Genomic DNA, 26,404 nt, shown 5'->3' with positions numbered 1-26,404 from the left:
GAAAACGGGCGGGCGCCCGGCGCGCTGGAAATCCGGACGCCCAGGGAGGATTCCTAATCGACCGGGCAGGCGCCTTGCGATGGCTTGTCGGGCGCCCAGCACGGCGCCTTCGCCTGTTCGATGATCGCTTTCAGCGCCGTCGCCTGTTCGTCGAGCACGCCGTGCACATCCTCGCCGCCGAGCACGATGCGCTCGAAGCTGTCGGTGTAGATCTGATTGAATTTGCCGCCGAGGCCGCCAAGTCCCATCGGCAGCAGCGCCGGCAACGCATCGGGAGCTCCGGTCATGGTGGCGATCACTGGGCTGAAGGCCTTCACCGAGGCCGGCATGTCGTCGGGCAGCTTGACGTCGACGATGGGGAAGAAGTTTGTCGCCTTCAGCGTCGCGATCTGGGTTTCCGGTTTCAGCATATAGGCGACCAGCGCCTTGGCCTTGTCCATGTCAGGCGAGGTCTTCGGGATAGCGACACCGGCCACCACCGGCATGTAGCCGCGGCCTGCCGGGCCAGCCGGCGCCGGAAAGGCGACGAAGTCATTGGGTTTCTGGTTGAAGGCGTCGGCAAGCCGCGCCACGTGGTCGAATGCCACCCAGACTTCGCCGGTCAGCAGCGGCTCCTGCATGAAGGCATAGTTGGTCGAATTCGGGTTGGTGTACTGCCACAACTCCTTGAATTTGTTCCACGCCGTCTCGGCCTCCGCCGAGCGGAACTTGGTCACCATCGAACCGGTATAGGACGGAAGGAGAAAACCCTCGAAGAAACGATGCTTCAGCCCTTTCGGGCCGGCCGGAAACCCGAACTTGGGCGAACCGGTCTTTTCCGCCATGTTTTTCGTCCACTCGATCAGTTGGTCATAAGTGATGGTGTTGAGATCGGTGCCGGCCGGCAGATATTGCAGCGCCTGTTTGTTTGCCGCCATCAGAAAGGTGGCCTGCATCCATGGCAGGTACTTCTGCTCGCCGGTGCCGAGCATGCCGAGCTTCTTGTAGGTCTCGTTGACCTTGACGCCACCGAGATCGACGCCAGAGAGATCGACAAGGTTCGCGCCCACGGTGGAGAAGTCTCCGTGCAGGCCGCCGAGCACACCTATGGTGCCGGAGCCGGCCTGCAGTTCGGCCTGAAGGCGGGTGAGCCAGGGCCCGTCCTCGGCGACCTGATAGTCAACCTGGCCGTCAAACCCCTTCAGCACTTCGCTGCGCATCTTCTGTGTCTCTTCCACTGGTCGCGCCTGTGTCGACCAGAACAACACCTGCTGGGCTTGTGCTGCGCCAGCAGCAAGCGACAACGCCAGCACCGCACCTGCCAATGTCCTCAACGCATTCATCGTCATCTTCCTCCCTGGTTGTGCGCCGCTAAGGCGTCAGTTCCGTCCTGTAGGTGCCGGGCCATGGCTTGCCCGCGAGACAAGTGTCGGCCGCACCAGCCGCGTCAGCGGCGTGGTCGGCCTGTCGCCGATGACGGTCAGCAGCATCTCGCCGATCTCGCGCGCGCACTGGCGGATCGAGGCGTCGAAAGTGGTCAGCCCCGGCGGCGCATAGGCGGAGGCGGCTATGTTGTCGAAGCCGATCACCGACAGGTCGTGAGGAATGGCAAGTCCGGCGCGCCCCGCCTCTTCCATGACCGTCAGCGCCAGCTCGTCGAACAACGCGACAATGGCCGTCGGCCGCTCGGCAGCGTGCAGCAGCCGGTTGATCGCCTGGGTGCGGGCACCGCGATCGAAACGCGGCGCCGTCGCCACATCGAGCCTGACCGACGGATCGCCCCGGCGGGCGATCGCGGCGGCGAGCCCATCCTGCCTAAGATGGCGAAACGTCATCGGCTCGGAAATCGTCACCAGGCCGAAATGCCGGTGTCCGAGGTCGTAGAGCATGTCGAAGGCTTCGCCGAAAGCATGTGCGCCATCGGTATCGAGCCAATGGTAGGCAAAGTCGCCGTCGAGCAGCCTGCCATGCGCGACGAACGGGAAATTGCGTTGGCGCAAATAGGCAAGCCGCTCGTCGACCTCGGCGATACGGGTGACGACGACCCCGTCGGCGCGGCCCGATTCGACTACATGGCGAAGCACGGAAAGTTCCGACTGGCCCTGCGCCGCTGCGGCCAGGATCAGGTCGGAGCCGTGCGAAACCAGCCCTTCGCCGAGCCCTGTGACGAATTCGCCGAGGAAGGAATCGACCAGATTGGGGCCGCGGATCGGCAGCACCATGCCGACAAAGCCGCTGCGGCCGGAGACCAGCGTGCGGGCTGCGGTATTCGGCACATAGCCGGCCAGGCGCGCGGCCTCGGTGACACGTTGGCGCGTTTTCAAGGCGATCTGCTCGTGGCCGGCAAGGGCCCGCGAAACGGTGGTGATTGACAGGCCGAGCTGCGCAGCAAGTTCCTTGAGGGTGGTAACGCGGGCCGGCATCGTTCCTCCCGAACGAAGTTTGAAACGTTTGTAATCACTTCAAGAGAAATTGCAAACGTTTTAAATGGTGCGCGGTCGATGTGATTTCTTGCCCGTTGGGTAGCGGCCCTATCGACCCCGGCCCGCAAGCTCCTGGTCGGCGATTTAAACGCAGCGGTTGCTTGACTCGCGCGACGCCTTGTGAAAAATTTTGCAGCAACTGATAAAAATATCAAAGGGCGGAAATGGTTGGTTTTGGCAACGGCCTGCTGCGCGACGATGAGACAGGTATGGCAGCCCGTGCCGCCTGGCTTCACTATGCCGGCGGCCTGACCCAGTCGGAGGTCGCCAAGCGGCTCGGCCTGACCAGCCTCAAGGCGCATCGCCTGATCACCAAGGCCAATCAGGAAGGCCTGGTCAAAGTCTATATCGACGGCGAAGTCTCCGAATGCGTGGAGCTTGAGGACGAGTTGTCCAGCCGCTACGGCCTCGACTATTGCGAGGTAGTTCCGGACTTCGATGCCGAAGACCTGCCGCTCAAGGCGCTCGGCATCGCAGGCGCGCAGTTTCTCAAGCGCGAGATCGAACGCGGCGAAGAGGCGCTGATCGGCGTCGGCCACGGCCGCACGCTTGCCGCCTGCGTGGAGTATCTGCCGCGCATATCGGCCGGCCGGATCCGTTTCGTCTCGCTGCTTGGCGGCCTGACGCGCAAGTTCTCGGCCAATCCGCATGACGTCATCCACCGCGTCGCCGAACGGACCGGTGCGGAGGCCTATGTGATGCCCGTACCGATGTTCGCCAACACGGTCGAGGATCGAACCGTGTTGCTCGGGCAGAAGGGCGTCAGCGATGTCTTCGACCTCGCCAAGTCCGCCGACTTGCTCATCGCCGGCATCGGCACCGCCGAGCGTGAGGCCTCGCTTGTCGCCACCGGTATGATCGAGAAGGGCGAAATGGAGGAGATCCGCCGCAATGGCGGCGTCGGCGAACTGCTCGGGCATTTCTTCGATAACGCGGGAAAGGCCGTTGCGACGACGCTTTCCGACCGGGCGCTGGCGCTGGCGCGCGAAGACATCAGCAACCGCAGGATTGTCGCCGTTGCCGGCGGCAAGGTGAAGGTTCGTGCCATCAAATCAGTGCTGGAGGGCCGCTATCTCAAAGGCTTGATAACCGACGAGCGGACGGCGCGATCGCTCGTGGAACAGACGCCGGTCGGGTAGCCGGCAACCATTTCGTTGAAACTACCCTGTGGAGGAGAAGAGAAATGCATGAGAAAGAGAAAGACCTCATCGACGCGTTCCTGCGTGGACAAGTCGACCGCCGTGGGCTGATCAAGGGCCTCGGTGCAATGGGCCTTGCCGCCAGCACCGCCGGCACACTGCTCAATTTCGGGCAGACCCGCGCCCTGGCGGCTGATTTCGACTGGCAGGCGCATAAGGGCAAGACCATCAAGCTGTTGCTCAACAAGCATCCTTACGCCGATGCGATGATCGCCAACCTCGACAATTTCAAGCAGTTGACCGGCATGAATGTCGTCTATGACGTGTTCCCCGAAGACGTCTATTTCGACAAGGTTACCGCCGCGCTGTCGGCCAGCTCGCCCGAATACGATGCTTTCATGACGGGCGCCTACATGACCTGGACCTACGGCCCGGCCGGCTGGATCACCGACCTCAACGAATGGATCAAGGATCCGGCCAAGACCAACCCGAAATATGCCTGGGACGACTTCCTGCCCGGCGTCAGGAAGTCCTGCGCCTGGAACGGCCAGCCTGGCGGAGTGCTCGGTTCCGACGACGCCAAGCAGTGGTGCATTCCGTGGGGTTTCGAACAGAACAACATCACCTACAACAAGGGCATGTTCGACAAGGTCGGCGTCAGCGTTCCCGGCAATATGGATGAGATGGTCGCTACGGCGGCGAAGCTCACCAAGGACGTCGGCGGTGGCGTCTACGGCATCGGCGTGCGCGGCTCGCGCTCCTGGGCAACGATCCACCCGGGCTTCCTGTCGGCCTACGCCAATTTCGACCAGAAGGACCTGAACGTCTCGGCTGACGGCAAGCTGTCGGCCGCGATGAGCACCGCCGAATCCAAGGCTTTCCACAAACAGTGGGTCCAGATGATTCAGGAGAGCGGCCCGAAGGACTGGTCGACCTACACCTGGTACCAGGTCGGCACCGATCTCGGTGCAGGCGCCTCGGCGATGATCTACGATGCCGACATTCTCGGCTACTTCATGAATGGCGGCGATAACAAGATGGCCGGCAAGCTCGCCTTCGCGGCGTTCAAGGCCAATCCCGCCGCCAAGGCACCGACGCCCAATATCTGGATCTGGTCGCTGTCGATGTCCAACTTCTCCAAGGACAAGGACGCCACCTGGTACTTCATGCAATGGGCATCCGGACCCGAGCATGCACTGTTCGGTGCGACCAAGATGGACTTCGTCAATCCGGTCCGCCAGTCGGTCTGGAACGACCAGATGTTCCGGGACAAGTTGAACAAGAGTTATCCCGGTTATGTCGAGATGTTCGACGTCTCGGCACCGGGCGCCAGCATCAAGTTCACTCCGCAGCCGCTGTTCTTCGATCTCACCACCGAATGGGCGGCGACGCTGCAGAAGATGGTGGCCAAGGAAGTGCCGGTCGACGAGGGCCTCGACAAGCTGGCCGAGAGCATCAACGGCCAGCTCAAGGAAGCCGGGCTCGGCTAAGGCGCGGCAAAGGCTGGCCCGTCGCGGGCCAGCCTTTGAGATGTGATCGTTTGCGACGCGGTCCCGAAAGGTGCCGCCTGCTCGCCCGACCGGCCGCCTTGCTCCCTTGGGCGGCCGGGACGGCGAAGCAACAGGATGACGGAGCAGCAGATGACTGCGGCGACAATACAAAGAAACAGGCCGTCGGGCTTCAGGATCAGCAAGCGAGTGCTGCCTTACCTCCTCAGCCTGCCGGCCCTGCTGGTCTGCATCGGAATCCTGATCCCGTTCCTGACCTCGGTGGTCTATTCGTTCCAGCGCTACCGGTTGAGCCAACCCTGGGCGCGGCAGTTCAACTGGGGCGACAACTATATCTCCTTCTTCACCGACCCGAAGTTCTGGAATACGCTGGAGATTTCGCTGCTCTACGCCGGCATCACCGTCGTGCTCGAGCTGCTTCTCGGTCTCGGCATCGCCATGCTGCTGCAGAAGCGCTCGACGCTAAACAACTTCATCTCGATCATGCTGTTGATGCCGCTGATGACGGCGCCGGCGCTCGCCGCGCTGATGTGGAAGCTGATGACCAATCCCGGCTTCGGTGTGCTCAGCTATCTCGCCAGCCTGATCGGGCTGCAGGATTTCCGCTGGGCCTCGTCTCCGTCGACGGCATTGCTCACCGTCGTCCTTGTCGACATCTGGGTCTACACGCCTTTCATCATGATCCTGCTGCTTGCCGGGCTGCGCAGCCTGCCGACGCAGCCCTTTGAGGCGGCAGCACTCGACGGCGTGCCGCGCAGCTTCGTCTTCTTCCGCATCACCCTGCCGATGCTGACCCCCTATATCCTGACAGCGACGCTGTTCCGCCTGCTCGATTCAATCCAGCAGTTCGACATCATCTACGCCATGACCCAAGGCGGGCCGGGCGATACGCTGACCGTCTTCCAGGTGGAGGCCTATCTCAACTTCTTCCAGTCGACCAATGTCGGCCGCTCGGCAGCACTGATGATCATCCTGTGGGCGATCACCTATTTCCTCTCGAACATTTTCATCAAGAACTGGCTGCGGCTGCGCGAACGCGCCCGCGGCCATGCATAGGAGGCTGGCATGGAACACACCTCCCTTCTCGAACGCATCCTGCGTGGCATAGCCCTGGCGCTGGTCGTGATCTTCTTCATGTTCCCGATCGTCTGGATCCTGATGATGTCGTTCCAGACCAACGAGACAATCCTGCGGATCCCGCCGCAGCTTGTCTTCGAGCCGACGCTCGCCAACTACACCGCCTTGATCACAGGCAAGCTGATGACGGCAGCCGGCACCCTCGACATCGCCTTCATGCGCAATCTCTGGAATTCCGTCTTCCTGTCGGTCACCTCGGTTGCCGTCGCGCTGCTGCTCGGCGTTCCCGCAGCCTATGCCTTTGCACGGCACAAATTCCGTGGCTCGGAGGACATCGCCTTCACGCTCCTGTCGTTCCGGTTCGCGCCGGCGCTGCTGGTGCTTTTGCCGCTCACCCTCTATTTCCAGAAGCTCGGGCTGGCCAACACCTATATCGGGCTGATCTGGGTCTACCAGCTGATCTGCCTGCCGCTGATCCTGTGGATCGTGCGCGGCTATTTCGAGGATATTCCGGCCGACATCGAATACGCCTACCGCATTGCCGGCCATTCCTGGTTTGCCACCTTCCGCAAGATCGCGCTGCCGCTCGCCGGGCCGGGCATTGCCGCTGCCGGCCTGCTCGCCTTCATCTTCGCCTGGAACAATTTCGTCTTTGCGCTGGTGCTCGCTTCGGCCGACAAGCAGCCGGTGACGGTCGGCGCGCTGGCCTTCATCACCTCCTCCGGCATTCAGTACGGCCAGATCTCAGCTGCGATCGTGCTGTCGATCACGCCGACGCTGGCGCTCGCGCTTTATGCGCAGCGCTATCTCGTCGAAGGCCTGTCGCTTGGCGCAGTGAAAGGATAGTCCGATGGCAAGCCTCGAACTGCGAAACATCGTCAAGCGCTACAAAAGCCAGACCGTTCTCGACAATCTGTCGCTGACCGTCGCCGACGGCGAAACGCTGGTCCTGTTCGGGCCGTCCGGCGCCGGCAAGACGGTGCTATTGCGGCTGGTCGCCGGCGTCATCGACCCCGACGAGGGAAAGATCCTCATCGGCGGCGAGGACATGACCGACGTCGACGCCGAGTTCCGCGGCGTCGGCATGGCATTCCAGAACTTCGCGCTGTTCCCGCATATGACGGCGTTCGACAACATCGCCACGCCGTTGCAGGCGAAGCATTCGTCGCAGGGCACGATCAAGGCCGGCGTCGAGAGCGTCGGCAAGCTGTTGAAGATCGGCCATGTGCTCAGCCACAAGCCGCGGGCGCTGTCCAACGGCCAGAAGCAGCGCACCGCGCTTGCCCGCGCCCTGGTCGGCTCGCCGCCGCTTCTGCTGCTCGATGATCCCTTGCGCAACGTCGATGCCAAATTGCGCTTCGAAATGCGGCTCGAACTGCCAAGACTGCTCGCCGATCGTGGCGCAACTGTTGTCTACGTCACCCAGGACTACAAGGAAGCGATGGCGCTTGGCGATCGCATCGCAGTGATGTCGCAAGGCGTCGTGAAACAGCTAGGCACACCCGAACAGATCTATCGCGAGCCGGCCAACGTCGAGATCGCCCGGCTGTTCGGCGACCCGACCATCAACCTGCTCGACGTCAAGCCGTCCCGGGATGCCAAGGGCGTCTATGTCGGCCTGTCCAATGTCCAGGTCCATCTGGCCGGCGCGCATGAGGCGGCGGTCGGCCGTGACTGCGTGATAGGCTTGCGGCCGGAGGCGCTGGCCTTTGTTGACGAAGGCACGTCCGGCGCCATCCCGGTGACGGTCGAGGCCGAGACGCCGCTCAACGAGAAGATCGTCACACTGGTGCGCACCGTGCGAGGCCGTGAAATCCTGGTCTCGCGTCCGTCCGGGATACCGGGTCAATCCGAGGGCAGGGCGCATATCGCTGTCGACAGCAAAAGCGCCCTGCTGTTCGATCGTGCAAGCGGCGAGCGCATCGGCTCGAAAAATGTCGTCAATTTGCGCAGTGGAGAAGCGGCATGAGCCCGAGCGCAATCACCATTTCGGGCGTCGACAAGTTCTACGGTCCGATCGACCGCGGCGTGCACGCCGTCAAGAACCTGACGATGGAAATCGCCAAGGGCGAGATCGTGGCACTGCTCGGCTCATCCGGCTGCGGCAAGACCTCGACATTGCGCATGATCGCAGGCTTCGAAGAGGTCTCGCGCGGCACAATCTCGGTTGCCGGCCGCAAGGTGCACACGTTGCCGCCGGTCAGGCGCAACGTCGCGATGGCCTTCGAGGGCTATTCGCTCTACCCGCCGCTGACCGTGCGCGAGAACATGGCCTTCGCCCTCAAGGCTGCCAGGCTGGCTAAGAGCGCGGTCGATGCAAAGGTTGCTCATATCGCCAAGCTGCTTGAGATAGAGGACATTCTCGAGCGCTATCCGAGCTCGATCTCCGGCGGCCAGCAGCAGCGCGCCAGCCTCGGCCGGGCGCTGATCCGCGAAGCCAACCTGCACCTGCTGGACGAGCCGATGGGCCAACTCGAGCCGCAGCTTCGCGCTGTGCTGCGCGGCCGCATCAAGCACTTCATCAAGGAGCGCGGCCTGACCGCGATCCTGGTCACCCACGATCAGACGGAGGCCAATGCGCTGGCCGACCGTATCGCCGTCATGGAAGGCGGCGTGCTGCAGCAGTTCGATACGCCTGACAGGATCAAGGAGCGGCCGGCAAACCTGTTCACCGGCACCTTCGTTGGCGAGCCGCCAATGAATGTCTTCGAAGCCTATGTCGGCACGACTGACGGCAAGATCAGTCTCAAGCTGCCCGACGGGCTTTCGCTCGACTACGACAAGGATGCCTTCAGCGGTCCGGTTCGCGACGAATTGCTCAACCGGCAGCGCGTCGTCATCGGCGTCAGGCCTTATGCTGTCCGCCGCTCCAAGGACGGCGTGCCGGCCACGGTTTCGGCCAATCAATGGCTCGGCGATCAGACCCATATCGCCGCCGATTTCGCCGGCGGTTCGCTGGTTCTGGTCGAGCATGACCGGACTCGCCTGGAACTTGGGGCGCCGATCAAGGTCAGCATCGATCCAAAAAACCTGCACGTCTTCGATCAGGCGCGCGGTGACGCCATTTCGCACGGCACGGAGCTTGCCTGATGCGGGATGTGCTGATCGGCGTCGACGCCGGCACGTCTGTCATCAAATCCGTCGCCTTCGACACGGCGGGCAGGCAGATCGCGGCCGCCTCGCTGCCCAACAAGTACGAGACACTGCCGGGCGGCGGCGCCGAGCAGGACCTGACACGCACCTGGGCCGATACCGCGACGACCTTGCGCGAGCTTGCCAACAAGGTGCCGGATCTCGCCAGCCGGACCATTGCCATCGCCGTGACCGGGCAGGGCGACGGCACCTGGCTGATCGACAAGGATGGTGAGCCGGTGGCCAAGGGCTGGCTGTGGCTCGACGCGCGCGCTGCCGCGGTCGTCGAGGAGATACGCGCGCGGCCCGAGGACCGGCTGCGCTTCGAAAAGACCGGCAGCGGGCTCGCTGCCTGCCAGCAGGGATCGCAGTTCGTCTTCATGAAGCGCCACATGCCCGCGATGCTTGCCAATGCAGCGACGGCCTTCCACTGCAAGGACTGGCTCTATTTCAAATTGACGGGCCAACGCGCCACCGACCCGTCCGAGGGCACCTTTACCTTCGGCGACTTCCGCACGCGCGGCTATTCAGATGATGTGCTCGAGGTACTCGGAGTCACCGATCTCCGGCATCTGCTGCCGCCCATCGTCGATGGCACCAGGCAAAGCACCTCGCTGTCGGCGGCAGCAGCCAAAGCGACCGGTCTGCTCGCCGGCACACCGGTCGTTCTGGCCTATGTCGATGTCGCCTGCACCGCGCTTGGCGCCGGCCTGTTCGATCGCGAGCGCAAGCCGGGATGCTCTATCATTGGGTCCACCGGAATGCATATGCGGCTTGCCGAAACGCCGGAGGAGGTGCTGCTCAACGAGGCTGCAACCGGCTACACGATGACGATGCCGGCGCCGGGCGTCTTTGCGCAGATGCAGTCGAACATGGCGGCAACGCTCAATATTGACTGGGTCCTTGGCCTCGCCTCCGGCATTCTCGCCTCGCAAGGTATCACACGGACCAATGGCGAGATGATCGCGCTGGTCGACCAGTGGATATCGTCGTCCGAGCCAGGCTCGTTGCTCTACCAGCCTTATGTCTCGGAGGCCGGCGAGCGCGGCCCGTTCGTCGATGCCAATGCCCGGGCCGGCTTCATCGGCATTTCATCCAGGCACGGCTATGCCGACATGGTTCGTGCGGTGTTCGAGGGACTGGCTTTCGCGGCACGCGATTGCTACGCCGCCATGGGGCCGCTGCCCAAGGAAATCCGCCTGACCGGCGGAGCGGCCAGGAGCCCGGCGCTGCGCAATATCCTGGGTGCTGCGATCGGCGCCGACATTCGCACCAGCGAGCGCGAGGAGGCCGGTGCGGCGGGCGCCGCAATGATTGCTGCGGTCTGCGTCGGCCAATACGCATCGATGGACGATTGCGTCAGTGAATGGGTCACACCTTTGCTCCGTGCGGCCGAGCCCAGCGACCGAAAACTTGCCGCTGCCTATGAGGCGATGACTCCGTCCTACACATTGGCGCACGAGGCGCTGCGGCCGGTCTGGCGTTCGATGGCCGCGTCCAGACAAACCGACGTGAATTGAGAAGAGCATGCCCAAGAAAATTGCGATCATCGGCGACCGCTTCATGCTTCCGGACGTGTTTCGCGAGAAAATCGAGGCGGCCTGCGGCGACAATCTCGACATCCGCACCGTTGAAACCGCTTGGCCCGACGAGCCGATGCAATTCGGCAATGCGGCGCTCGGCCTCGACAAGGTCAAGGAGTATTTCGGCGATCCGGACGAGGTGGTCGATTTTATCGGCGATGCCGAAATTTTTGTTACCCAGCTTGCGCCGCTCTCCGAAGCTATGATGCAGCGCCTGCCCACACTCAAGCTGGTTGCGGTGTCGCGCGGCGGGCCTATCAACATCGACATGGCTGCCGCCAAGGCCCATGGCATCACGGTGGTCAATGTGCCCGGCCGCAACGCCAGCGCGGTGGCCGAGTTCACCATCGGTGCCATTCTCGCCGAAACGCGGCTGATCCGCGTCGGCCACGAAGCCTTGCGCAAGGGCGAGTGGCGCGGCGATCTCTACCGCGCCGACCGCACCGGCCGCGAGCTCAACGAAATGACCGTTGGCGTTATCGGCTATGGCAATATCGGCACCAGGCTGGTTCGGCTGCTGCGTGCTTTCGGCTGTCGCATCCTGGTCTGCGATCCCTATGTGCAGTTGAGCGTCGAGGACCGCAATGCCGGCGTCGAGCTGGTAGCGCTGGACGATCTGCTGTCGCGCTCCGATGTGGTCACGCTGCATTCCCGGGTCACCGAAGAGACGCGCGGTCTCATCGGCAAGGACGCTATTGCCCGGATGAAGCCAGGCGTAATCTTCGTCAATACCGCGCGCGGACCGCTGGTCGACTACGATGCACTCTACGAGGCGCTCGTCTCGGGACAGATCGGCAGTGCCATGTTGGAGACGTTCGCCGTCGAGCCGGTGCCTGCCGACTGGCCCTTGCTGCAGCTGCCGAACGTGACACTGACGCCGCATATCGCCGGCGCGTCGGTGCGCACGGTGACTTATGCGGCCGAGCAGGCGGCCGAGGAAGTGCGCCGCTTCATCGCCGGTCTGCCTCCGGTCAATCCATGCTGACGACAGGGCATCGAGCGAGATGAACGGTGAAACCGAAATCGTCGACCTCTTCGTCATCGGCGGCGGCGTCAATGGCGCCGGAATCGCGCGCGATGCGGCGGGCCGGGGCCTGTCGGTCATTCTTTGCGAAAAAGACGATCTCGCGGAGGGCACCAGTTCGCGATCGGGAAAGCTCGTTCATGGCGGTTTGCGCTATCTCGAATATTACGAGTTCCGTCTGGTGCGGGAGGCGCTGATCGAGCGCGAGGTGCTGCTCGAATCCGCGCCGCACATCATCTGGCCTATGCGCTTCGTGCTGCCGCATAGCCCCGATGACCGGCCGGCCTGGCTGGTCCGGCTCGGCCTGTTCCTCTACGATCATCTTGGCGGCCGCAAGCGGCTGCCGGCCACCCGCACGCTGGACTTGCGCACCGCACCCGAAGGCGCGCCGATCAAAGACGCCTTCAAGCGCGGCTTCGAATATTCCGACTGCTGGGTCGACGACGCCCGCCTGGTCGTCATCAACGCGCTCGACGCCGCGGAGCGTGGGGCCAGGATATTCACCCGCACCGCCTGCATTGCCGCCCGTCGCGAACACGGCCTGTGGTCGGTGGAGATGCGCGACGGTCGAACCGGCGTCAGGACCACAGTCCGGGCACGGGCGCTGATCAACGCCGGCGGTCCCTGGGTCAACGACATCGTCAACCGCGTGGCCGGCCAGAACTCCAAGCGGAACGTGCGCCTGGTCAAGGGCAGCCACATTGTCGTGCCAAAATTCTGGGAAGGGCGACAGGCCTATCTCGTCCAAAACAGCGACAAGCGCGTGATCTTCATCAATCCCTACCAGAACGATCTGGCGCTGATCGGCACCACCGACATCCCCTATGACGGGCGGCCGGAAGACGTGACCGCGGATGCCGGCGAGATCGATTATCTGATCAAGGTGGTCAACCGCTACTTCAAGCGCCAGCTTGCGCGCAGCGACGTCGTTCATTCGTTTTCCGGCGTCAGGCCGCTCTATGACGACAATGCCGACAATCCGAGTGCGGTGACCCGCGATTATATTTTCGAACTCGACGCTTCGGCAGGGCAGGCGCCGCTGCTTTCCGTCTTCGGCGGCAAGATCACCACCTTCCGCAAGTTGGCCGAGCACGCGCTGGACCGCATCGCCCCGTTCTTTCCGAAGATGGGCAAGCCGTGGACCTCGAAAGGGCATCTGCCGGGCGGCGATATCGCCAATGCCGATTTCGAGCAGTTCCTCGGTGACCTCGGCCACGAATATCCCTGGATGCCCGCCTCCCTGGTCAAGCACTATGGCCGGCTCTATGGCACAAGGACGCGTGATCTGGTCGGCGCGGCCGGTTCGCTCGCCGAACTGGGCCGGCGCTTCGGCAAGGATTTTTTCGAGCGCGAAGCCAACTACCTGCTCGAGCACGAATGGGCCGAGACCGCGGCCGATATTCTCGAACGACGCACCAAGCACGGCCTGCATCTGTCCAGCGCGGAAAGAGAAGCGTTCGAGGACTGGTGTTCGAATCGGCTGGCGAAGGCGGGCTGATGGCCTTTACGCTGTCCCTCAACACCAATCCGCTGGTCAACCGTTTTGCCGAGCCGGATGACCTGATCGATAGGATCGCTTACGACGTCGGCATCCGCGACGTGCAGCTCACGCATGAGTTCATCAATCCCGGCTGGCCGGCGGCAACGATCGCCAAATTCACCCGCCTGTTCCGCTCCGCTCTCAACCGCACCGGGGTGCGCGTGACCTCGGCGATGACCGGCCCTTACGGTCGGCTCAATCATTTCGGCCATCCCGATGCCGACGTGCGGCGCTACTACGTCGACTGGTTCAAGACCTTTGCCGAAATTTCGGCCGAGCTCGGCGCCGGCGGCATGGGTACGCAGTTCGCGATCTTCACCCACCGGGATTACGACGATCCTGAACGTCGCGCGCGGCTTTTCGACATCGCGCTGGCGTGCTGGCGCGAGGTTGCCGAGCATGCCCGGGCCGCCGGCTTGATCTACCTGTTCTGGGAGCCGATGTCGGTCGGCCGCGAGTTCGGCCATACGATCGAGAGCTGCCGGACGCTGCAGCGCGAGATCGATGCCGCCGGCATGGCGATCCCGCTCAACATGATGGTCGACATCGACCATGGCGACGTGACGTCGAGCAATCCGGACGACATCGACCCTTATGCCTGGGCCGAAGCCTTTCCAAAGCAATCACCGATCATCCACGTCAAGCAGTCGTCGATGAACAAGGGTGGCCATTGGCCGTTCATTGCCGCCCACAACAAGGACGGCCGCATCACGCCGGAAAAGCTGCTGGAGACGGTTCGCCGTGGCGGCGGCGTCGACAACGAGATCTGCCTCGAATTGTCGTTCCGCGAGCGCGAGCCCGTCGACCACCAGGTCATCGCCATGATCCGCGAGTCGGTCGACTATTGGGCGCCCTTCATCGAGACTGGCAGGGCCGATCTTTTGCCACGAGGATGATGGATGAGCAGGAGCCGATGCGGCCCCTGCTCATCAAGAACACATCAGCCGAATTTAGGGTCGAGGCTGCCGGATTTATAGCGCCTGGCCATTTCCGATAGCGGCAGCGGCTTGATCTTCGGTGCGTTGCCAGCGGTGCCGAATTGCTCGAAACGCTCCTTGCAGAGCTTTCGCATGGCGGCCATCGCCGGCGTCAGATATTTGCGCGGGTCGAATTCGCTCGGGTTCTCGGTCAGCACCTTGCGAATGGCGCCGGTCAGCGCCATGCGGTTATCGGTATCGATGTTGATCTTGCGCACGCCGTGCTTGATGCCGCGCTGGATCTCCTCGACCGGCACCCCCCATGTCGGCTTCATCTGGCCGCCATATTTGTTGATGATCTCCTGCAGCTCCTCCGGCACCGAGGACGAGCCGTGCATGACGAGATGCATGTTCGGCAGGCGGCGGTGAATTTCCTCGATGACGTTCATGGCCAGCACAGCGCCGTCCGGCTTGCGGCTGAACTTGTAGGCGCCATGGCTGGTGCCCATGGCGACGGCCAGTGCATCGACACGGGTGTCGCGCACGAACTGTTCGGCCTGCACGGGATCGGTCAGCAGCTGGTCGTGGCTGATGACGCCCTCGACGCCATGGCCGTCCTCCTGCTCGCCGCCGCCCATCTCCAACGATCCGAGAACGCCGATCTCGCCTTCCACCGAGACGCCGCCCCAATGCGCCATGTCGACGACGCGGCGGGTGATGCCGGAATTATAGGCGTAGTCGGCCGGTGTCTTGCCGTCTTCCTTCAGCGATCCGTCCATCATCACCGAAGTGAAGCCGTGCTGGATAGCGGTGACGCAGGTCGCTTCGTTGTTGCCATGGTCGAGATGCATGCAGACCGGGATATCGGGATGGATTTCGACCAGCGCGTCGATCAGCTTGGCCAGCACCACATCGTTGGCGTAGGCTCGCGCGCCGCGGCTCGCCTGCAGGATAACCGGCGATTTGGTCTCCTCGGCTGCCTCCATGATGGCGAGGCCCTGTTCCATATTGTTCATGTTGAAGGCAGGCACGCCATAGCCGTATTCGGCGGCATGATCGAGCAATTGTCTCAGTGTGATGCGAGCCACTCAGTAGTCTCCCGTATCCGGTTTCGAGCCAGTGTTTGCGGGCTGTTCGGTTGTCGTCGAGCCCCTGATGCTTCTGGCCGGATTTCCGCGGCACCGCAACCGCTGGGCGCTCGGCCGGCAGCAATTCTTGTTACAGCACGCGACCAGAAGCGTCATGATATCCCATAGAGATATAACATTATCACAAAAAATTTGGTGGCTTGTGCGACGTTTGCCGTTATATCTCGGAACCGGGGTGTACGAGGAAACCGCGGAAATGAAGAGCGACGGCCGTCGGCAAGGCATCATGGATTTTCTGATGGACATCGGCACCGCTAGTGTCGACGATCTTGCCTCACGTTTCGGCGTGTCGAAGATGACCGTCCACCGCGACCTCGACGAGCTCGAGGAAAGCGGCTTTCTGCGCAAGGTGCGCGGCGGCGCCTCGATCCAGCCGAGCAGCCTTTTCGAGAGCGATTTCCGTTACCGCCAGAGATTGGCTGGCGACGAGAAAAAGCGCATCGCCGTCGCCGCCGTGAGGATGATCGAACCGGGCCAGACGGTGATTATCGACGACGGCTCGACTGCGGGCGGCGTTGCTCGGCACCTTGCCGATCTGCGTCCGCTGACGGTGATCTCGAACAACCTGGCTGTCATCCAGGATTTGGCGGGCGTTGCCGGCATCAACCTGATTGCGCTTGGCGGCCAATACAGCAAGAAGTTCCACGGCTTCTTCGGCCTGCTCGCCGAAGACACGCTGAAATCTTTGCGCGCAGATGTCGCCTTCCTGTCTTCATCGGCCATCCATGGTGCCTCAGCCTTTCACCAAGATCAGGAAGTGGTCCAGACCAAACGGCTGATGATGGCTGCAGCAGCGCGCAAATATCTGCTGGCCGATCACGGCAAGTTTGGCCGCACCGCCTTGCACTTCCTGACCGATCTTAAGGCCTTCGACATGGTCTTCACCGGCCGCGAGCCGCAGCCGCAGGTGCGCGCCGCGCTGGATGGCGCTGGCGTTTCGCTGACGGTGATCGCAGAGTAGGAGGGCGCGTATGGCTTATTGGGTCGGCACCAGCTGGAAAATGAACAAGACGCTCGCCGAGGCGATGGCCTTCGCCGAGGCGCTGGTGGAGTTCGTCCCCGGTTTCGACGAGCGCATTCAGCCTTTCGTCATCCCGCCCTTCACGGCGGTCCGCGAGGTCAAGAAAGCGCTGTCGCCGACACGCATCAAGGTTGGCGCGCAGAACATGCATTGGGCCGACGCCGGTGCCTGGACCGGCGAGATCTCGCCGGTCATGCTGAAAGACTGCGAACTTGATATGGTAGAGTTGGGCCACAGCGAACGGCGCGAGCATTTCGGCGAGACCGACAAGGCTGTCGGGCTGAAGACTGCAGCGGCGGTGAAGCACGGTCTCGTGCCACTCATCTGCGTCGGCGAGACCTTGGCTCAACGCAACAGCGGGCAGGCCGCTGCGGTACTGGCCCTGCAGGTGCACGGCGCACTGCAGTTTCTCGAAGGGGCGGCGAAGGCGGCGACGATCCTGTTTGCCTATGAGCCGGTCTGGGCGATCGGCGACAAGGGCGTGCCGGCCAGTTCTGATTATGCCGACAGGCAGCAGGCGCTGATCAAGAAAATCGCCCGCGACCTGCTGCCGGTGGTGCCGCCGGTGCTTTATGGCGGCAGCGTCAATCCGCAAAATGCCGCCGAACTGGTCGGCCAGCCCAATATAGACGGCTTGTTTATCGGCCGTTCCGCCTGGCAGGCGGAAGGCTATATCGACATCCTCAAACGCGCCTCGGCGGCGATCTGAAGCATCGAACAGGAAGGAAACCGAACATGAAAATAGCCATTGGAGCCGACAGCGCCGGCAAGCCGCTGCTCGACGTCATTGCTGCTCACCTCGCCACCAAGCCCGGCCTCACGGTCAGCGACCTCAGCCAGGCGGGCTACTATGCCGACCTGTCGCAGAAGCTCGCCCAGACCATCCTGGACGGCGAGAACGATCGCGGCATCCTGTTTTGCGGTACCGGCATCGGCGTATCCATTTCCGCCAACAAGGTGCCCGGCATTCGGGCCGCACTGACCCACGACACCTATTCGGCAGAGCGCGCCGCGAAATCCAACAACGCCCAGATCATCACCATGGGCGCGCGCGTCATCGGCCCGGAACTGGCCAAGTCGATCGTCGACGCCTGGCTCGCATCGGAATTCGATGAGAAGGGACCATCGGCCGGCAATGTCCAGGCCATCGACAGGCTCGACGCGGCGAAGCGGGGTTAAGCCAGACTGTTCCGCATTGCCCTGATGATCGTCACGGCCGATGCGGCGCCAGGATCGAGATGGCCGATCGAGCGCTCGCCGAGACGCGAAGAGCGGCCCTTGGTGGCGATCATGTCCTTGGTCGCCTCGGCGCCGCTTTCGGCCGCGGCAAGTGCCGCATCCAGGCTCTCGGACAGGCTCTTGCCGGCTTGCTGCGCGACACCCGCTGCCTGCGCTGCCGGCAGCCAGGCGTCGACCATGGTCTTTTCGCCGAGCTCGGCCTTGCCGCGATCCTGGATGCCTTGTGCCATCGCCCGGAACATGGCGATGACGTCAGCGTCCTCCAGAATTGCCTTGCCTTTGACGGCGGCGGCACCGCGCATGAAGGCGGTCGCATAGAGCGGGCCCGACGAGGCGCCGACTGCGTTGAGAAACGACTTTGCCGCGGTGTTGAGCAATGCCGTCGGCTCGGTCGACGCATCGATCTGGTCCAGCGCGTCGCGCACAGCGCCGAAGCCTAGTGCCATGGCGATGCCATGGTCGGCGTCGCCGATGACGCCGTCGAGCCGGCAGAGCCTGTCCTTGTCGGCGTCGATCGCCGCGGCGATCGCATCGAACATTCTTTTCAATTTGGCCGTATCGGTGGACGTCATGATGCTCTCTCAGCCGGCGCGGAACATGGCGCAGTCGCAGGGATGGTCGAGCATCTCCTGCAATTCGCCGTCGAGATGCATCAGCGTCACCGAGGCGCCGGCCATTTCGAGCGAGGTGCAATAATTGCCGACCCAGGTCGCGTGGACGGAAACGCCGATGTCATCGAGCCTCTGCTTGATCCGCCGGTTCATGATGTAGAGCTCCATCAGCGGCGTTGAGCCGAGCGAATTGACGAGCACGGCGACCTTATCGCCGCGCGCCGGCGCCATCTCGTCGAGGATCTTCTCCAGCATCTCGTCGGTGATCTCGTCGGCGGTTTTCAATTTTCCGCGCGCGATGCCCGGTTCGCCATGAATGCCCATGCCGATCTCCATCTCGTCCGGCCCGATCTCGAAATTGGGCCGGCGGGTCTGCGGCAGCGAGCAGGGCGACAGTGCCACGCCCATGGTAAAGGTGTGATCGTTGGCCTTCCTGGCAATGCGTTCGCATTCATCGAATGACAGCATCCGGTCGCAGGCTGCACCAGCGGCCTTGAAGATGAAGAAATTGCCGGCGACGCCGCGCCGCTTCTGCCGCTGGTCGCGCGGCGCCGAGGCGACGTCGTCGGTGGTCAGCACGGTGCGCACCTCGATGTCGTCCATTGCCGCCATTTCGGCGGCCATGTCGAAGTTCATCACGTCGCCGGCATAGTTGCCGTACATGAACAGCACGCCGGCGCCGCCGCTGGCCGCCTTGGCGCATTCAAGGATCGGGTCCGGCGGCGGCGAGGCGAAGACATTGCCGATTGCGGCGGCGTCGGCCAGCCCCTTGCCGACGAAGCCGAGGAAGGTCGGCTCGTGGCCCGAGCCGCCACCGATGACGAGACCCACCTTGCCGGGGCGTGGGCCGTCGCGGGCGATGATGGAGCGCGGACTTCCCTCCGCACTTCTGAGATGGTGCGGATGCGCAGCCAGGATGCCCTCCAGCATCTCGTCGACGGAGCGGTTACCGTCATTGATGATCTTCTTGGTTTGCACCGGCATCCTCCCTGGTTTTCGTGAGATACTACAGCGCCTTACCGGGATTTCCACCCGCGACGGAGATTTCATGCCGCGATGCGTTCGCGTGCCGCCAGCAGTTGCACGCAGGCACTGGCCGCCTCTTTGCCCTTGACCTTGAAATGCTCGAAGAAGAAGCGGTGATGGTCCGCGCTGTCATGGTAGTTGTGCGGCGTCAGCACCGCCGAAAGCACGGGCACGCCAGTCGACAATTGCACGTTCATCATGCCGTCGATGACAGCGCTTGCCACGAATTCATGGCGGTAGATGCCGCCATTGACGACAAACGCCGCGCCGAGGATCGCCGCATAGCGACCGGTCTGGGCCAAGGTCTTTGCATGCAGGGGAATCTCATAGGCACCTGGCACGTCGAAGACATCGACGGCAAAGCGTTTCTCCCCGAGAACCGCCAGTTCCGCCTCGAACGCTTCAACGCATTGGTCGACGATGTCGGCGTGCCAGCGCGCCCGAATGACGGCAACGCGGATCGTTTCATAGTTTTTCCGGGAATGCTGATTCATGGGTCCATCCTTCCGTTTCGAACCAGAATCAGGACGCACGATACGGAATCCGAACCGCGAGAGCGGACCGTCTTCCATTCGTTCTCTTCCATCCGGACTTTGACCGTCGGCTCCGGAATCACACCGGATCTGCTGACCCTTCCGATCATCTGGAAGGCGCTCGCGGGCTTGGGCCGAAACCCTTCACCGCCGGTGGGGACTTTCACCCCGCCCTGAGAACATTGACGGCAGATGTATGGGAGGGCAGGGCTGTACTGTCAATCGCGGCGCCGACCGCGGATCATCCGCGCTCGGGAAACATCGTCTTCAGGCCTTCGCGCGAGGCCGTAGCGACACCGCGTTCGGTGATCAAACCGGTGACCAGCCGCGCCGGCGTCACGTCGAAGGCCGGATTGGCCGCCGGCGTGGCTTCCGGCGACACGCGGACCTGGGCGATCTCGCCGGACGCGGTCTTGCCCCAGACCAGCGAGACCTCGTCGGGCGAGCGCTGTTCGATCGGGATTTCGGCCAGCCCGTCGCCCACGGTCCAGTCGATCGTCGGCGACGGCAGCGCGACATAGAACGGCACGTCGTTGTCGGCGGCGGCCAGTGCCTTGAGATAGGTACCGATCTTGTTGCACACATCGCCGTCGGCGGTGGTCCTGTCGGTGCCGACGACGACCATGTCGATCTGGCCACGCTGCATCAGATGGCCGCCGGCGTTGTCGACAATGAGCGTATGCGGCACGCCGTGGCCGGCCATCTCCCAGGCGGTCAATTGGGCACCCTGGTTGCGGGGTCGCGTTTCATCGACATAGACATGGACTGGAATGCCGGCTTCCATCGCCAGATAGATCGGCGCGGTGGCGGTGCCGTAGTCGACGGTGGCCAGCCAGCCGGCATTGCAGTGGGTCAGGATGTTGACTGGTTCGCCCGGCTGCTTGCGCGCCGCGATCGCCTTGATGATTTCGAGCCCATGGGCGCCGATGGCGCGGTTGAGGCCGACATCCTCGTCGGCGATCTCGCCGGCACGCCGATACGCAGCCGCGGCACGTTCTGCCAGGGGAAGCGTCAGCAGGAAGCGCTGCATTTCGTTCAGCGCCCAGCGCAAATTGATCGCCGTCGGGCGCGTTTCGTGCAAGGTTGCCCAGACGGCGTCGAGTGCTGCATCCGACGGGTCGTCGGCCATCTGCATGGCGACGCCATAGGCCGCGGTGACGCCGATCAGCGGCGCCCCGCGCACCCACATGTCGCGGATTGCCGTGGCGATGCCGGCGACGGTATCGATCTTTTCGATGCGGAACTCATGCGGCAGCCAGCGCTGGTCGATGATCTCCACCGAACGCCCGTCGTCACTCGGCCAGATGGTGCGGTAGTGGCGGTCGCCGACGTTCAAATCCTGCTCTCCCGTTCGATCAGCGCGGCCAACCGGTTGACCTCGTCGATGCTGTGGATCTGGCGCCGGTTGACGGCGAGGTGACGGCCGAATTTCAGCGCCTTTGCCTCACATCTGGCGCGCAGATCAGGATCGGCAATGGTCTCGAAATCGGCATTATGGGCAAGGCCGAGAATGCGCCGGTGAACCTCGACGCCGGCAAAGCCGAGCAGATCGGTCCAGATCGACTGCAGCATGTGGTCTAGCGCCTGCTCGGCGCCAAGCCTGTCGCCCTGATCCTCGAACAGACTCTTGTGGTAGAGCATGCCGGTACGCTCGGTTCGCCACAGATGAGAGAACTCGACGCGGAATACCGACCATGTCTCGACCGTAACGCCGAGCAGATAGTCGCGCATGGCATCGCGGCTTCCGCCCTGTTCATGGCCGCGCTGCGAGAAGAACGCCATCCAGAAATTGGCGAGCAGCATGCCGACGTCGAAGGCGATCGGGCCGTAGAAGGCGAATTCGGGATCGATCATCCGCGTTTCGGTGTCGGTGACCATGATCGAGCCGGAATGCAGGTCGCCATGCAGCAGCGTCTCGGCATTGGCAGCGAAGATGTGCTTCATGCGCTGCGCCTCGACCTTGAGGTCGCGGTCGGCGCGCAGCTCGGCGACAACGCCATCGAGCTGTGGGCTGGTGTGCCGGTTCATCTTGGCATCGAAATATGGATCCGAGAAAACCAGGTTCTCGGTGATGTCGCAGAGTTCGACATTGTCGGCGAACAGCGCCAGATCGGCCTTGCGATCCCTGGTCGCCATATGCAGGTCGGAGCCGCGAAACAACGTGCGGGCCATGAACAAGCCAATGTCTTTCGCGATGTTGGGCAGTTGCCGGCCTTCGATCAGCGCCCGCCGCAGGATGATGTGCGGCGACAGATACTCCATGATGATCAGCGCCTGGCCTTCATCGAAGTGGTAGATCTCAGGCACCGAACCCGGCGCCCGTGCCTGTTGCCGCGTCAGCGCATGGTATTCGAAAAAGGAGCGTTTTAACGGCAGCGGCCAGCTGTCGCCGACCAGCCGGACGTAGGGCAGGGCCTGCTTGACGACGGCCGCACCCTCAGCACCTTCGACGATGAACACAAGGTTCAGATTGCCGTCGCCGACTTCACGAACCTTCCACTGGCTCGTATCCTTGCCGATCTGCGAACAAAGGGCCTCGTTGGCACCGAGACGGCCCGCCAGTGTCTCGACCGACAGTGCTTCGAACGGCGATTTCCCAGTCATCCTCACCTCCCGCTTATGTGCTCCGATAATAGCGGAGCCATGGCGGCCGGGCCAAGCTAGGAAGCCTTCTGGCAATTGTCAATCGTGTTGACAATTGCCGATATAGCCCATAGCGTCACGGTCAGGGAGGAACGAATGGGCAATGATGCCGTGTTCCGCGTCGGCGGCCTGAGGAAATCCTTTGGCCATATCGAGGTGCTTGGCGGCGTCTCGCTCGAATTGCATGCCGGCGAACTGACCGTGCTGATGGGCGCCAACGGCGCCGGCAAATCCACCCTCGTCAAGATCATCAGCGGTGTTTACGACCATGGCGGCGGCTCGATGTCGCTTGCCGGTCAGGACTTCGCCCCGAAAACGCCGGCCGAGGCGATCCGCGCCGGCGTCGTTACCGTTCACCAGAACATCAATGACGGTGTCGTCGCCGACCTCGACGTCGCAACCAACCTTACCCTCGACAGGCTGAGCGGCAGCGGCGTGCCGACGCTGTTCAATCCGGGCCGGGTGCGTCGCGAGGCAAAGGCGGTGGCCGACCGCATGGGACTGGCCATCGACCTCAAGGCCCGGATCAGCGATCTCTCTCTGGCCGACCGCCAGATGGTGGCGATCGCCCGCGCCATGGCGCACCGGCCGAAAGTGCTGATCCTCGACGAGCCGACCTCCTCGCTGTCCAGCGCCGAAGCCGACCGGCTGTTCGCATTGCTCGACCGGCTCCGCCAGCAAGGCGTGGCGATCCTCTACATCTCGCACCGAATGTCGGATATCAGACGGCTTGCCGATCGCATCATTTCAATGCGCGATGGGGTTATCTCAGGTATCTTCGACAAGAAGCCGCTGGATTACGAAGGTGCGGTCAACGCCATGCTCGGCCGTAAGATCCAGCTCGAGCGGATCGTCGCCAGGAATTCGGCCAAAGCAATTTTCACTGCCGATGCGTTGCGGATTGCTGAAGGCGCCAGGCCGATTTGGCTGACCCTCGGCGACGGCGAGGTCGTCGCCATCACCGGCCTCGTCGGTGTCGGCAAGACCGCACTCGCCGAGACGCTGTTCGGTTTGCGCAAGCCGCTGTCCGGGACCATGGTGCTGAACGGGAAACCCTATGCGCCGGCGTCGACCGGCGAAGCGATTGCCGCCGGCGTGTTTCTCGTCGCCAAGGACCGGGGCGAAAACGGCATCATCGGCGACTTCAACATCCAGGAAAACATCAGCCTGCCGTTCCACAGTCGCATGTCGCGTCTCGGTGTTCTCAAACGCGGTATCGAACGCGCTGTTGCCCGCCAGCAGATCCAGGAGTTGGGCATCGTCTGCCGCTCCGAGAGGGACGAGATGGCGTCGCTTTCCGGTGGCAATCAGCAGAAGGTGATGGTCGCCCGCTGGATGTCGCAGGCGGCGAGGCTTTTCATCCTCGACGAGCCGTTTCAAGGTGTGGACATCTCGGCCAGACGCGATATCGCCGCAAAGCTGCGGGCGAGCGCCCACGGCCGCGCGACGCTTCTGTTCGTCACCGAACTCGACGAAGCCCTGGAGACGGCCGATCGCATCCTGGTGATGTCGGAGCAGACGATCGTCGGCGAGCACCGCAATACCGATGTCGATCTCGAGCGGCTATTGGCCGAAGTGGCGGGCGGGCCGTTGCACAGCGCAGCCTGACAGCGGGAACACGATGAGAATTGGAATGGAGAGGGCATGAATTCGGGTCGGATAAAGACGATGCCAGCGTGGGGGAGCGCTGAATGATCCTGCGCGACCATGCTATTCGCTACGGCTTCATCGTTCTGTTGTTCGGGCTGATCGCCTATTTCGCCGTCGCCGCCGATGGTTTCGTCTCGCCGCAAAGCGCCGTCTTCATCTTCCAGTCGGTCGCCATCACCGGCGTTCTGGCGCTCGGCGTCACCGCTACGCTGGTCGTCGGCGGCTTCGACCTGTCGATCGGCTCGGTCGCCACCAGCGCCATGATGGCGGCTGCCTACGTCATGGTGGTGCTGGAACAGAACGCCGTCGTGGCGGTCGTCGTCTGCCTTGTGATCGGCGCCGTCGTCGGCCTCATCAATGGCTGGCTGATCGTCTATATGCGGGTGCCGGACCTTTTGGCGACGCTCGGCATGATGTTCCTGCTTGTCGGCCTGCAGCGCATACCTACCGAGGGCCGTTCGATCGCCACCGGCATGACCATGCCCGACGGCTCGGTCGCCAACGGCACCTTCGGCGCCGCGTTCCTGGCGCTTGGCCGCCATCGCTTCGACTTCTTCATCCCGAACCTCATCCCGGTGTCGGTCGTCGTCCTGCTCGTGCTGGCCGTACTGATCTGGTTCTTTCTAGAATACACGCGTTTCGGGCGCATGATGTATGCGGTCGGCAGCAACGAACGCGCTGCCGAACTCGCCGGCGCGCCTGTCAAGGCATACAAAATCTGGGCCTACGTTATTTCTGGGGTTTTTGCCTCGATCGGCGGCATTTTGCTCGCCGCCCGGCTTGGACGTGGCGACATCGCCTCGGGTAATAATCTGTTGCTCGACGCGGTGGCTGCGGCACTCATCGGTTACGCGGTTCTCGGCGCCGCCAAGCCGAACGCCTTCGGCACGGCTGTCGGCGCGGTGTTTGTCGGCGTGCTGCTGCAGGGCCTGACGATGATGAACGCGCCTTACTACACGCAGGATTTCGTCAAGGGCGTGGTTCTCGTGGTCGCCCTTGTCTTCACCTTCGCCCTGTCCGGCAGGGGCAGGAGATAGGTTTCGACCGGTTACATTTTGGATTCAACAAGTGGAGGAAGCGACGTGAACATCACAAGAAGACTTTTGGGGAAGGCAGCGCTCGGGCTTGCCGGCGCAACATTGCTGATGCAGTTGCCAGCGATGGCGCAGGATCGGCCAGCGCCGTTCGACAAGCCGGGCGCCGTCAAGATAGCGCTGGTCCGCTATCTCTCGACCGGCGACTTCTTCCAGGCGTATTTGTCCGGCGTCGAGGCGCAGGCCAAGGCGCTCGGCGTCGACCTGCGCGTGCTCGACAGTCGCCAGGACGCAGCGCTTCAGGCCGACATGGTCGACCAGGCTATCGCGCTCGGCGTCCAGGGCATCATCATCCAGCACGGACTGACGGAATCGATGAAGGACGCCGCCCAGCGCGCGGTCGATGCCGGCATCAAGGTCGTCGCCTTCGACGTCAATGTCGAAAACCCCAAGATCCCGCAGATCGAGCAATCCGACCGCGACCTCGCGCGCCTGGCGCTCGAACAGGCGGTCAAAGACAATGGCGAGAGCTGGAAGGCCGGCTATGTCTATGTCGCCGGCATCGCCCCACTCGACCGCCGCAACGAGACCTGGGTCGAATTCAAGAAGAAATATTCGGGCATCAACGAAGTCGCCGTGTTCGGCACGCTCGACAATCCGATCGCCAATTCGGTCGCCAACCAGGCTCGCTCGGTGTTGTCGGCTCATCCCGACATCAAGGTGATGTTCGCGCCCTATGACGAATTCGCCAAAGGCGTGAAGATCGCCGTCGACGAGGCCGGGTTGAACAAGGACATCAAGATCTATTCGGCCGACATCTCTACCTCGGACATCGCCGCGATGCGCGAGCCGGACAGCGCCTGGGCGGCAACCGCCGCCACCAACCCGGCCGTCGTCGGCCAGGTCTCGGTGCGTGCCCTGGCGCAGCTGTTGGCCGGTGAAGATCCCGGCCACAACGTCATCGTGCCGCCGACGCTGATCACTCAGAAGGATCTGATCGACAAGGACATCAAGAACATGGAGGACCTCTCGGCCAAGCTGCCGCAATTCGCCCATGCCGATGTCGCGATGCCGGCCTGGATGCCGAACCCGAACGCGAAGTAGTCTTTCGCTATCG

At 63.0% G+C, this 26,404-nt stretch carries 24 protein-coding genes and 1 riboswitch; of the genes, 16 read left to right on the top strand and 8 right to left on the bottom strand.

All coding sequences use genetic code 11. The annotated features are described in order from the left end of the window. Positions 1–53 precede the first annotated feature (53 nt). Positions 54–1,328, bottom strand: coding sequence for an ABC transporter substrate-binding protein (locus NMG46_RS16625; RefSeq protein WP_254818728.1), 1,275 nt, complete (start codon positions 1,326–1,328; stop codon positions 54–56). Positions 1,329–1,358: 30 nt separating this feature from the next. Beyond that, positions 1,359–2,402 (bottom strand): LacI family DNA-binding transcriptional regulator, encoded by a 1,044-nt coding sequence (locus tag NMG46_RS16620; RefSeq protein ID WP_254818727.1) that lies wholly within the window; start codon positions 2,400–2,402, stop codon positions 1,359–1,361. 224 nt (positions 2,403–2,626) lie between these two features. Between NMG46_RS16620 and NMG46_RS16615 the strand changes: the two genes are divergently transcribed. From NMG46_RS16615 to NMG46_RS16570, 10 genes are all read left to right on the top strand, one after another. Then, positions 2,627–3,601 (top strand): sugar-binding transcriptional regulator, encoded by a 975-nt coding sequence (locus tag NMG46_RS16615; protein ID WP_254818726.1) that lies wholly within the window; start codon positions 2,627–2,629, stop codon positions 3,599–3,601. A gap of 44 nt (positions 3,602–3,645) precedes the next feature. Then, positions 3,646–5,091, top strand: a complete 1,446-nt coding sequence (locus tag NMG46_RS16610) for an ABC transporter substrate-binding protein (protein ID WP_254818725.1) — start codon at positions 3,646–3,648, stop codon at positions 5,089–5,091. Between the two features lie 150 nt (positions 5,092–5,241). Beyond that, positions 5,242–6,165, top strand: a complete 924-nt coding sequence (locus NMG46_RS16605; RefSeq protein WP_254818724.1) for a carbohydrate ABC transporter permease — start codon at positions 5,242–5,244, stop codon at positions 6,163–6,165. Positions 6,166–6,174: 9 nt separating this feature from the next. Further along, positions 6,175–7,032: a carbohydrate ABC transporter permease gene (locus tag NMG46_RS16600; protein WP_023676025.1), complete on the top strand. Its 858-nt coding sequence runs from the start codon at positions 6,175–6,177 to the stop codon at positions 7,030–7,032. A 4-nt stretch (positions 7,033–7,036) separates the two neighbouring features. After that, entirely contained in the window at positions 7,037–8,155 is a 1,119-nt protein-coding gene (locus NMG46_RS16595; protein WP_254818723.1) for an ABC transporter ATP-binding protein, read from the top strand. Beyond that, a complete protein-coding gene (locus tag NMG46_RS16590) occupies positions 8,152–9,276 on the top strand; it encodes an ABC transporter ATP-binding protein (protein ID WP_254818722.1) in 1,125 nt (374 codons plus the stop codon). Before NMG46_RS16595 ends, NMG46_RS16590 begins: the two co-directional genes overlap by 4 nt. Beyond that, on the top strand, positions 9,276–10,838 hold the full coding sequence (locus tag NMG46_RS16585; RefSeq protein ID WP_254818721.1) for an FGGY-family carbohydrate kinase: 1,563 nt from the start codon (positions 9,276–9,278) through the stop codon (positions 10,836–10,838). Before NMG46_RS16590 ends, NMG46_RS16585 begins: the two co-directional genes overlap by 1 nt. Before the next feature lie 7 nt (positions 10,839–10,845). Next, complete coding sequence (locus tag NMG46_RS16580) at positions 10,846–11,886, top strand: 2-hydroxyacid dehydrogenase (RefSeq protein ID WP_254818720.1); 1,041 nt, start codon at positions 10,846–10,848, stop codon at positions 11,884–11,886. Between the two features lie 19 nt (positions 11,887–11,905). Then, positions 11,906–13,423: a glycerol-3-phosphate dehydrogenase gene (locus tag NMG46_RS16575; protein ID WP_254818719.1), complete on the top strand. Its 1,518-nt coding sequence runs from the start codon at positions 11,906–11,908 to the stop codon at positions 13,421–13,423. Next, on the top strand, positions 13,423–14,361 hold the full coding sequence (locus NMG46_RS16570; protein WP_254818903.1) for a sugar phosphate isomerase/epimerase: 939 nt from the start codon (positions 13,423–13,425) through the stop codon (positions 14,359–14,361). Before NMG46_RS16575 ends, NMG46_RS16570 begins: the two co-directional genes overlap by 1 nt. A gap of 44 nt (positions 14,362–14,405) precedes the next feature. Here NMG46_RS16570 and fba read toward each other — a convergent pair whose 3' ends face one another. Then, the gene (gene fba / locus NMG46_RS16565; protein WP_254818718.1) at positions 14,406–15,470 is read right to left on the bottom strand and encodes a class II fructose-bisphosphate aldolase; all 1,065 of its coding nucleotides are present in this window, start codon (positions 15,468–15,470) and stop codon (positions 14,406–14,408) included. A gap of 256 nt (positions 15,471–15,726) precedes the next feature. Between fba and NMG46_RS16560 the strand changes: the two genes are divergently transcribed. From NMG46_RS16560 to NMG46_RS16550, 3 genes are read left to right on the top strand one after another with little or no spacing between them, the layout of a single operon-like run. Continuing rightward, on the top strand, positions 15,727–16,491 hold the full coding sequence (locus tag NMG46_RS16560) for a DeoR/GlpR family DNA-binding transcription regulator (RefSeq protein WP_254818717.1): 765 nt from the start codon (positions 15,727–15,729) through the stop codon (positions 16,489–16,491). Between the two features lie 10 nt (positions 16,492–16,501). Beyond that, positions 16,502–17,260, top strand: a complete 759-nt coding sequence (locus NMG46_RS16555) for a triose-phosphate isomerase (protein WP_254818716.1) — start codon at positions 16,502–16,504, stop codon at positions 17,258–17,260. A 26-nt stretch (positions 17,261–17,286) separates the two neighbouring features. After that, the gene (locus tag NMG46_RS16550; RefSeq protein WP_254818715.1) at positions 17,287–17,730 is read left to right on the top strand and encodes an RpiB/LacA/LacB family sugar-phosphate isomerase; all 444 of its coding nucleotides are present in this window, start codon (positions 17,287–17,289) and stop codon (positions 17,728–17,730) included. Here NMG46_RS16550 and dhaL read toward each other — a convergent pair. The 5 genes from dhaL to mtnK form a co-directional block, all read right to left on the bottom strand. Then, positions 17,727–18,362, bottom strand: coding sequence for a dihydroxyacetone kinase subunit DhaL (gene dhaL / locus NMG46_RS16545; RefSeq protein WP_254818714.1), 636 nt, complete (start codon positions 18,360–18,362; stop codon positions 17,727–17,729). The genes NMG46_RS16550 and dhaL overlap by 4 nt on opposite strands. Before the next feature lie 9 nt (positions 18,363–18,371). Continuing rightward, complete coding sequence (locus NMG46_RS16540) at positions 18,372–19,379, bottom strand: dihydroxyacetone kinase subunit DhaK (RefSeq protein ID WP_254818713.1); 1,008 nt, start codon at positions 19,377–19,379, stop codon at positions 18,372–18,374. Between the two features lie 68 nt (positions 19,380–19,447). Beyond that, the gene (locus NMG46_RS16535) at positions 19,448–19,921 is read right to left on the bottom strand and encodes a 6,7-dimethyl-8-ribityllumazine synthase (protein ID WP_254818712.1); all 474 of its coding nucleotides are present in this window, start codon (positions 19,919–19,921) and stop codon (positions 19,448–19,450) included. Positions 19,922–19,997: 76 nt separating this feature from the next. Beyond that, positions 19,998–20,145: riboswitch (FMN riboswitch) on the bottom strand. A gap of 56 nt (positions 20,146–20,201) precedes the next feature. Beyond that, complete coding sequence (gene mtnA / locus NMG46_RS16530; RefSeq protein WP_254818711.1) at positions 20,202–21,296, bottom strand: S-methyl-5-thioribose-1-phosphate isomerase; 1,095 nt, start codon at positions 21,294–21,296, stop codon at positions 20,202–20,204. Next, complete coding sequence (gene mtnK / locus NMG46_RS16525; RefSeq protein WP_254818710.1) at positions 21,293–22,564, bottom strand: S-methyl-5-thioribose kinase; 1,272 nt, start codon at positions 22,562–22,564, stop codon at positions 21,293–21,295. The genes mtnA and mtnK overlap by 4 nt, the downstream gene beginning before the upstream one ends. A 135-nt stretch (positions 22,565–22,699) precedes the next feature. Here mtnK and NMG46_RS16520 point away from each other — a divergent pair, with 135 nt between their 5' ends. From NMG46_RS16520 to NMG46_RS16510, 3 genes are all read left to right on the top strand, one after another. Then, complete coding sequence (locus tag NMG46_RS16520; protein WP_254818709.1) at positions 22,700–24,211, top strand: sugar ABC transporter ATP-binding protein; 1,512 nt, start codon at positions 22,700–22,702, stop codon at positions 24,209–24,211. An 83-nt stretch (positions 24,212–24,294) separates the two neighbouring features. Then, positions 24,295–25,290, top strand: a complete 996-nt coding sequence (locus tag NMG46_RS16515; RefSeq protein WP_254818708.1) for an ABC transporter permease — start codon at positions 24,295–24,297, stop codon at positions 25,288–25,290. A 45-nt stretch (positions 25,291–25,335) separates the two neighbouring features. Beyond that, positions 25,336–26,391 carry a substrate-binding domain-containing protein gene (locus NMG46_RS16510; RefSeq protein WP_254818707.1) on the top strand — a complete coding sequence of 352 codons (1,056 nt, stop codon included), beginning with the start codon at positions 25,336–25,338 and terminating at the stop codon, positions 26,389–26,391. Positions 26,392–26,404: the final 13 nt, after the last annotated feature.

The sequence above is a fragment of the Mesorhizobium sp. LMG 17147 genome (assembly GCF_024297145.1).
GTDB lineage: Bacteria > Pseudomonadota > Alphaproteobacteria > Rhizobiales > Rhizobiaceae > Mesorhizobium.
The sequence above is the reverse complement of the archived record's forward strand: the minus strand, read 5'-3'. Positions and strand labels throughout refer to the sequence as shown.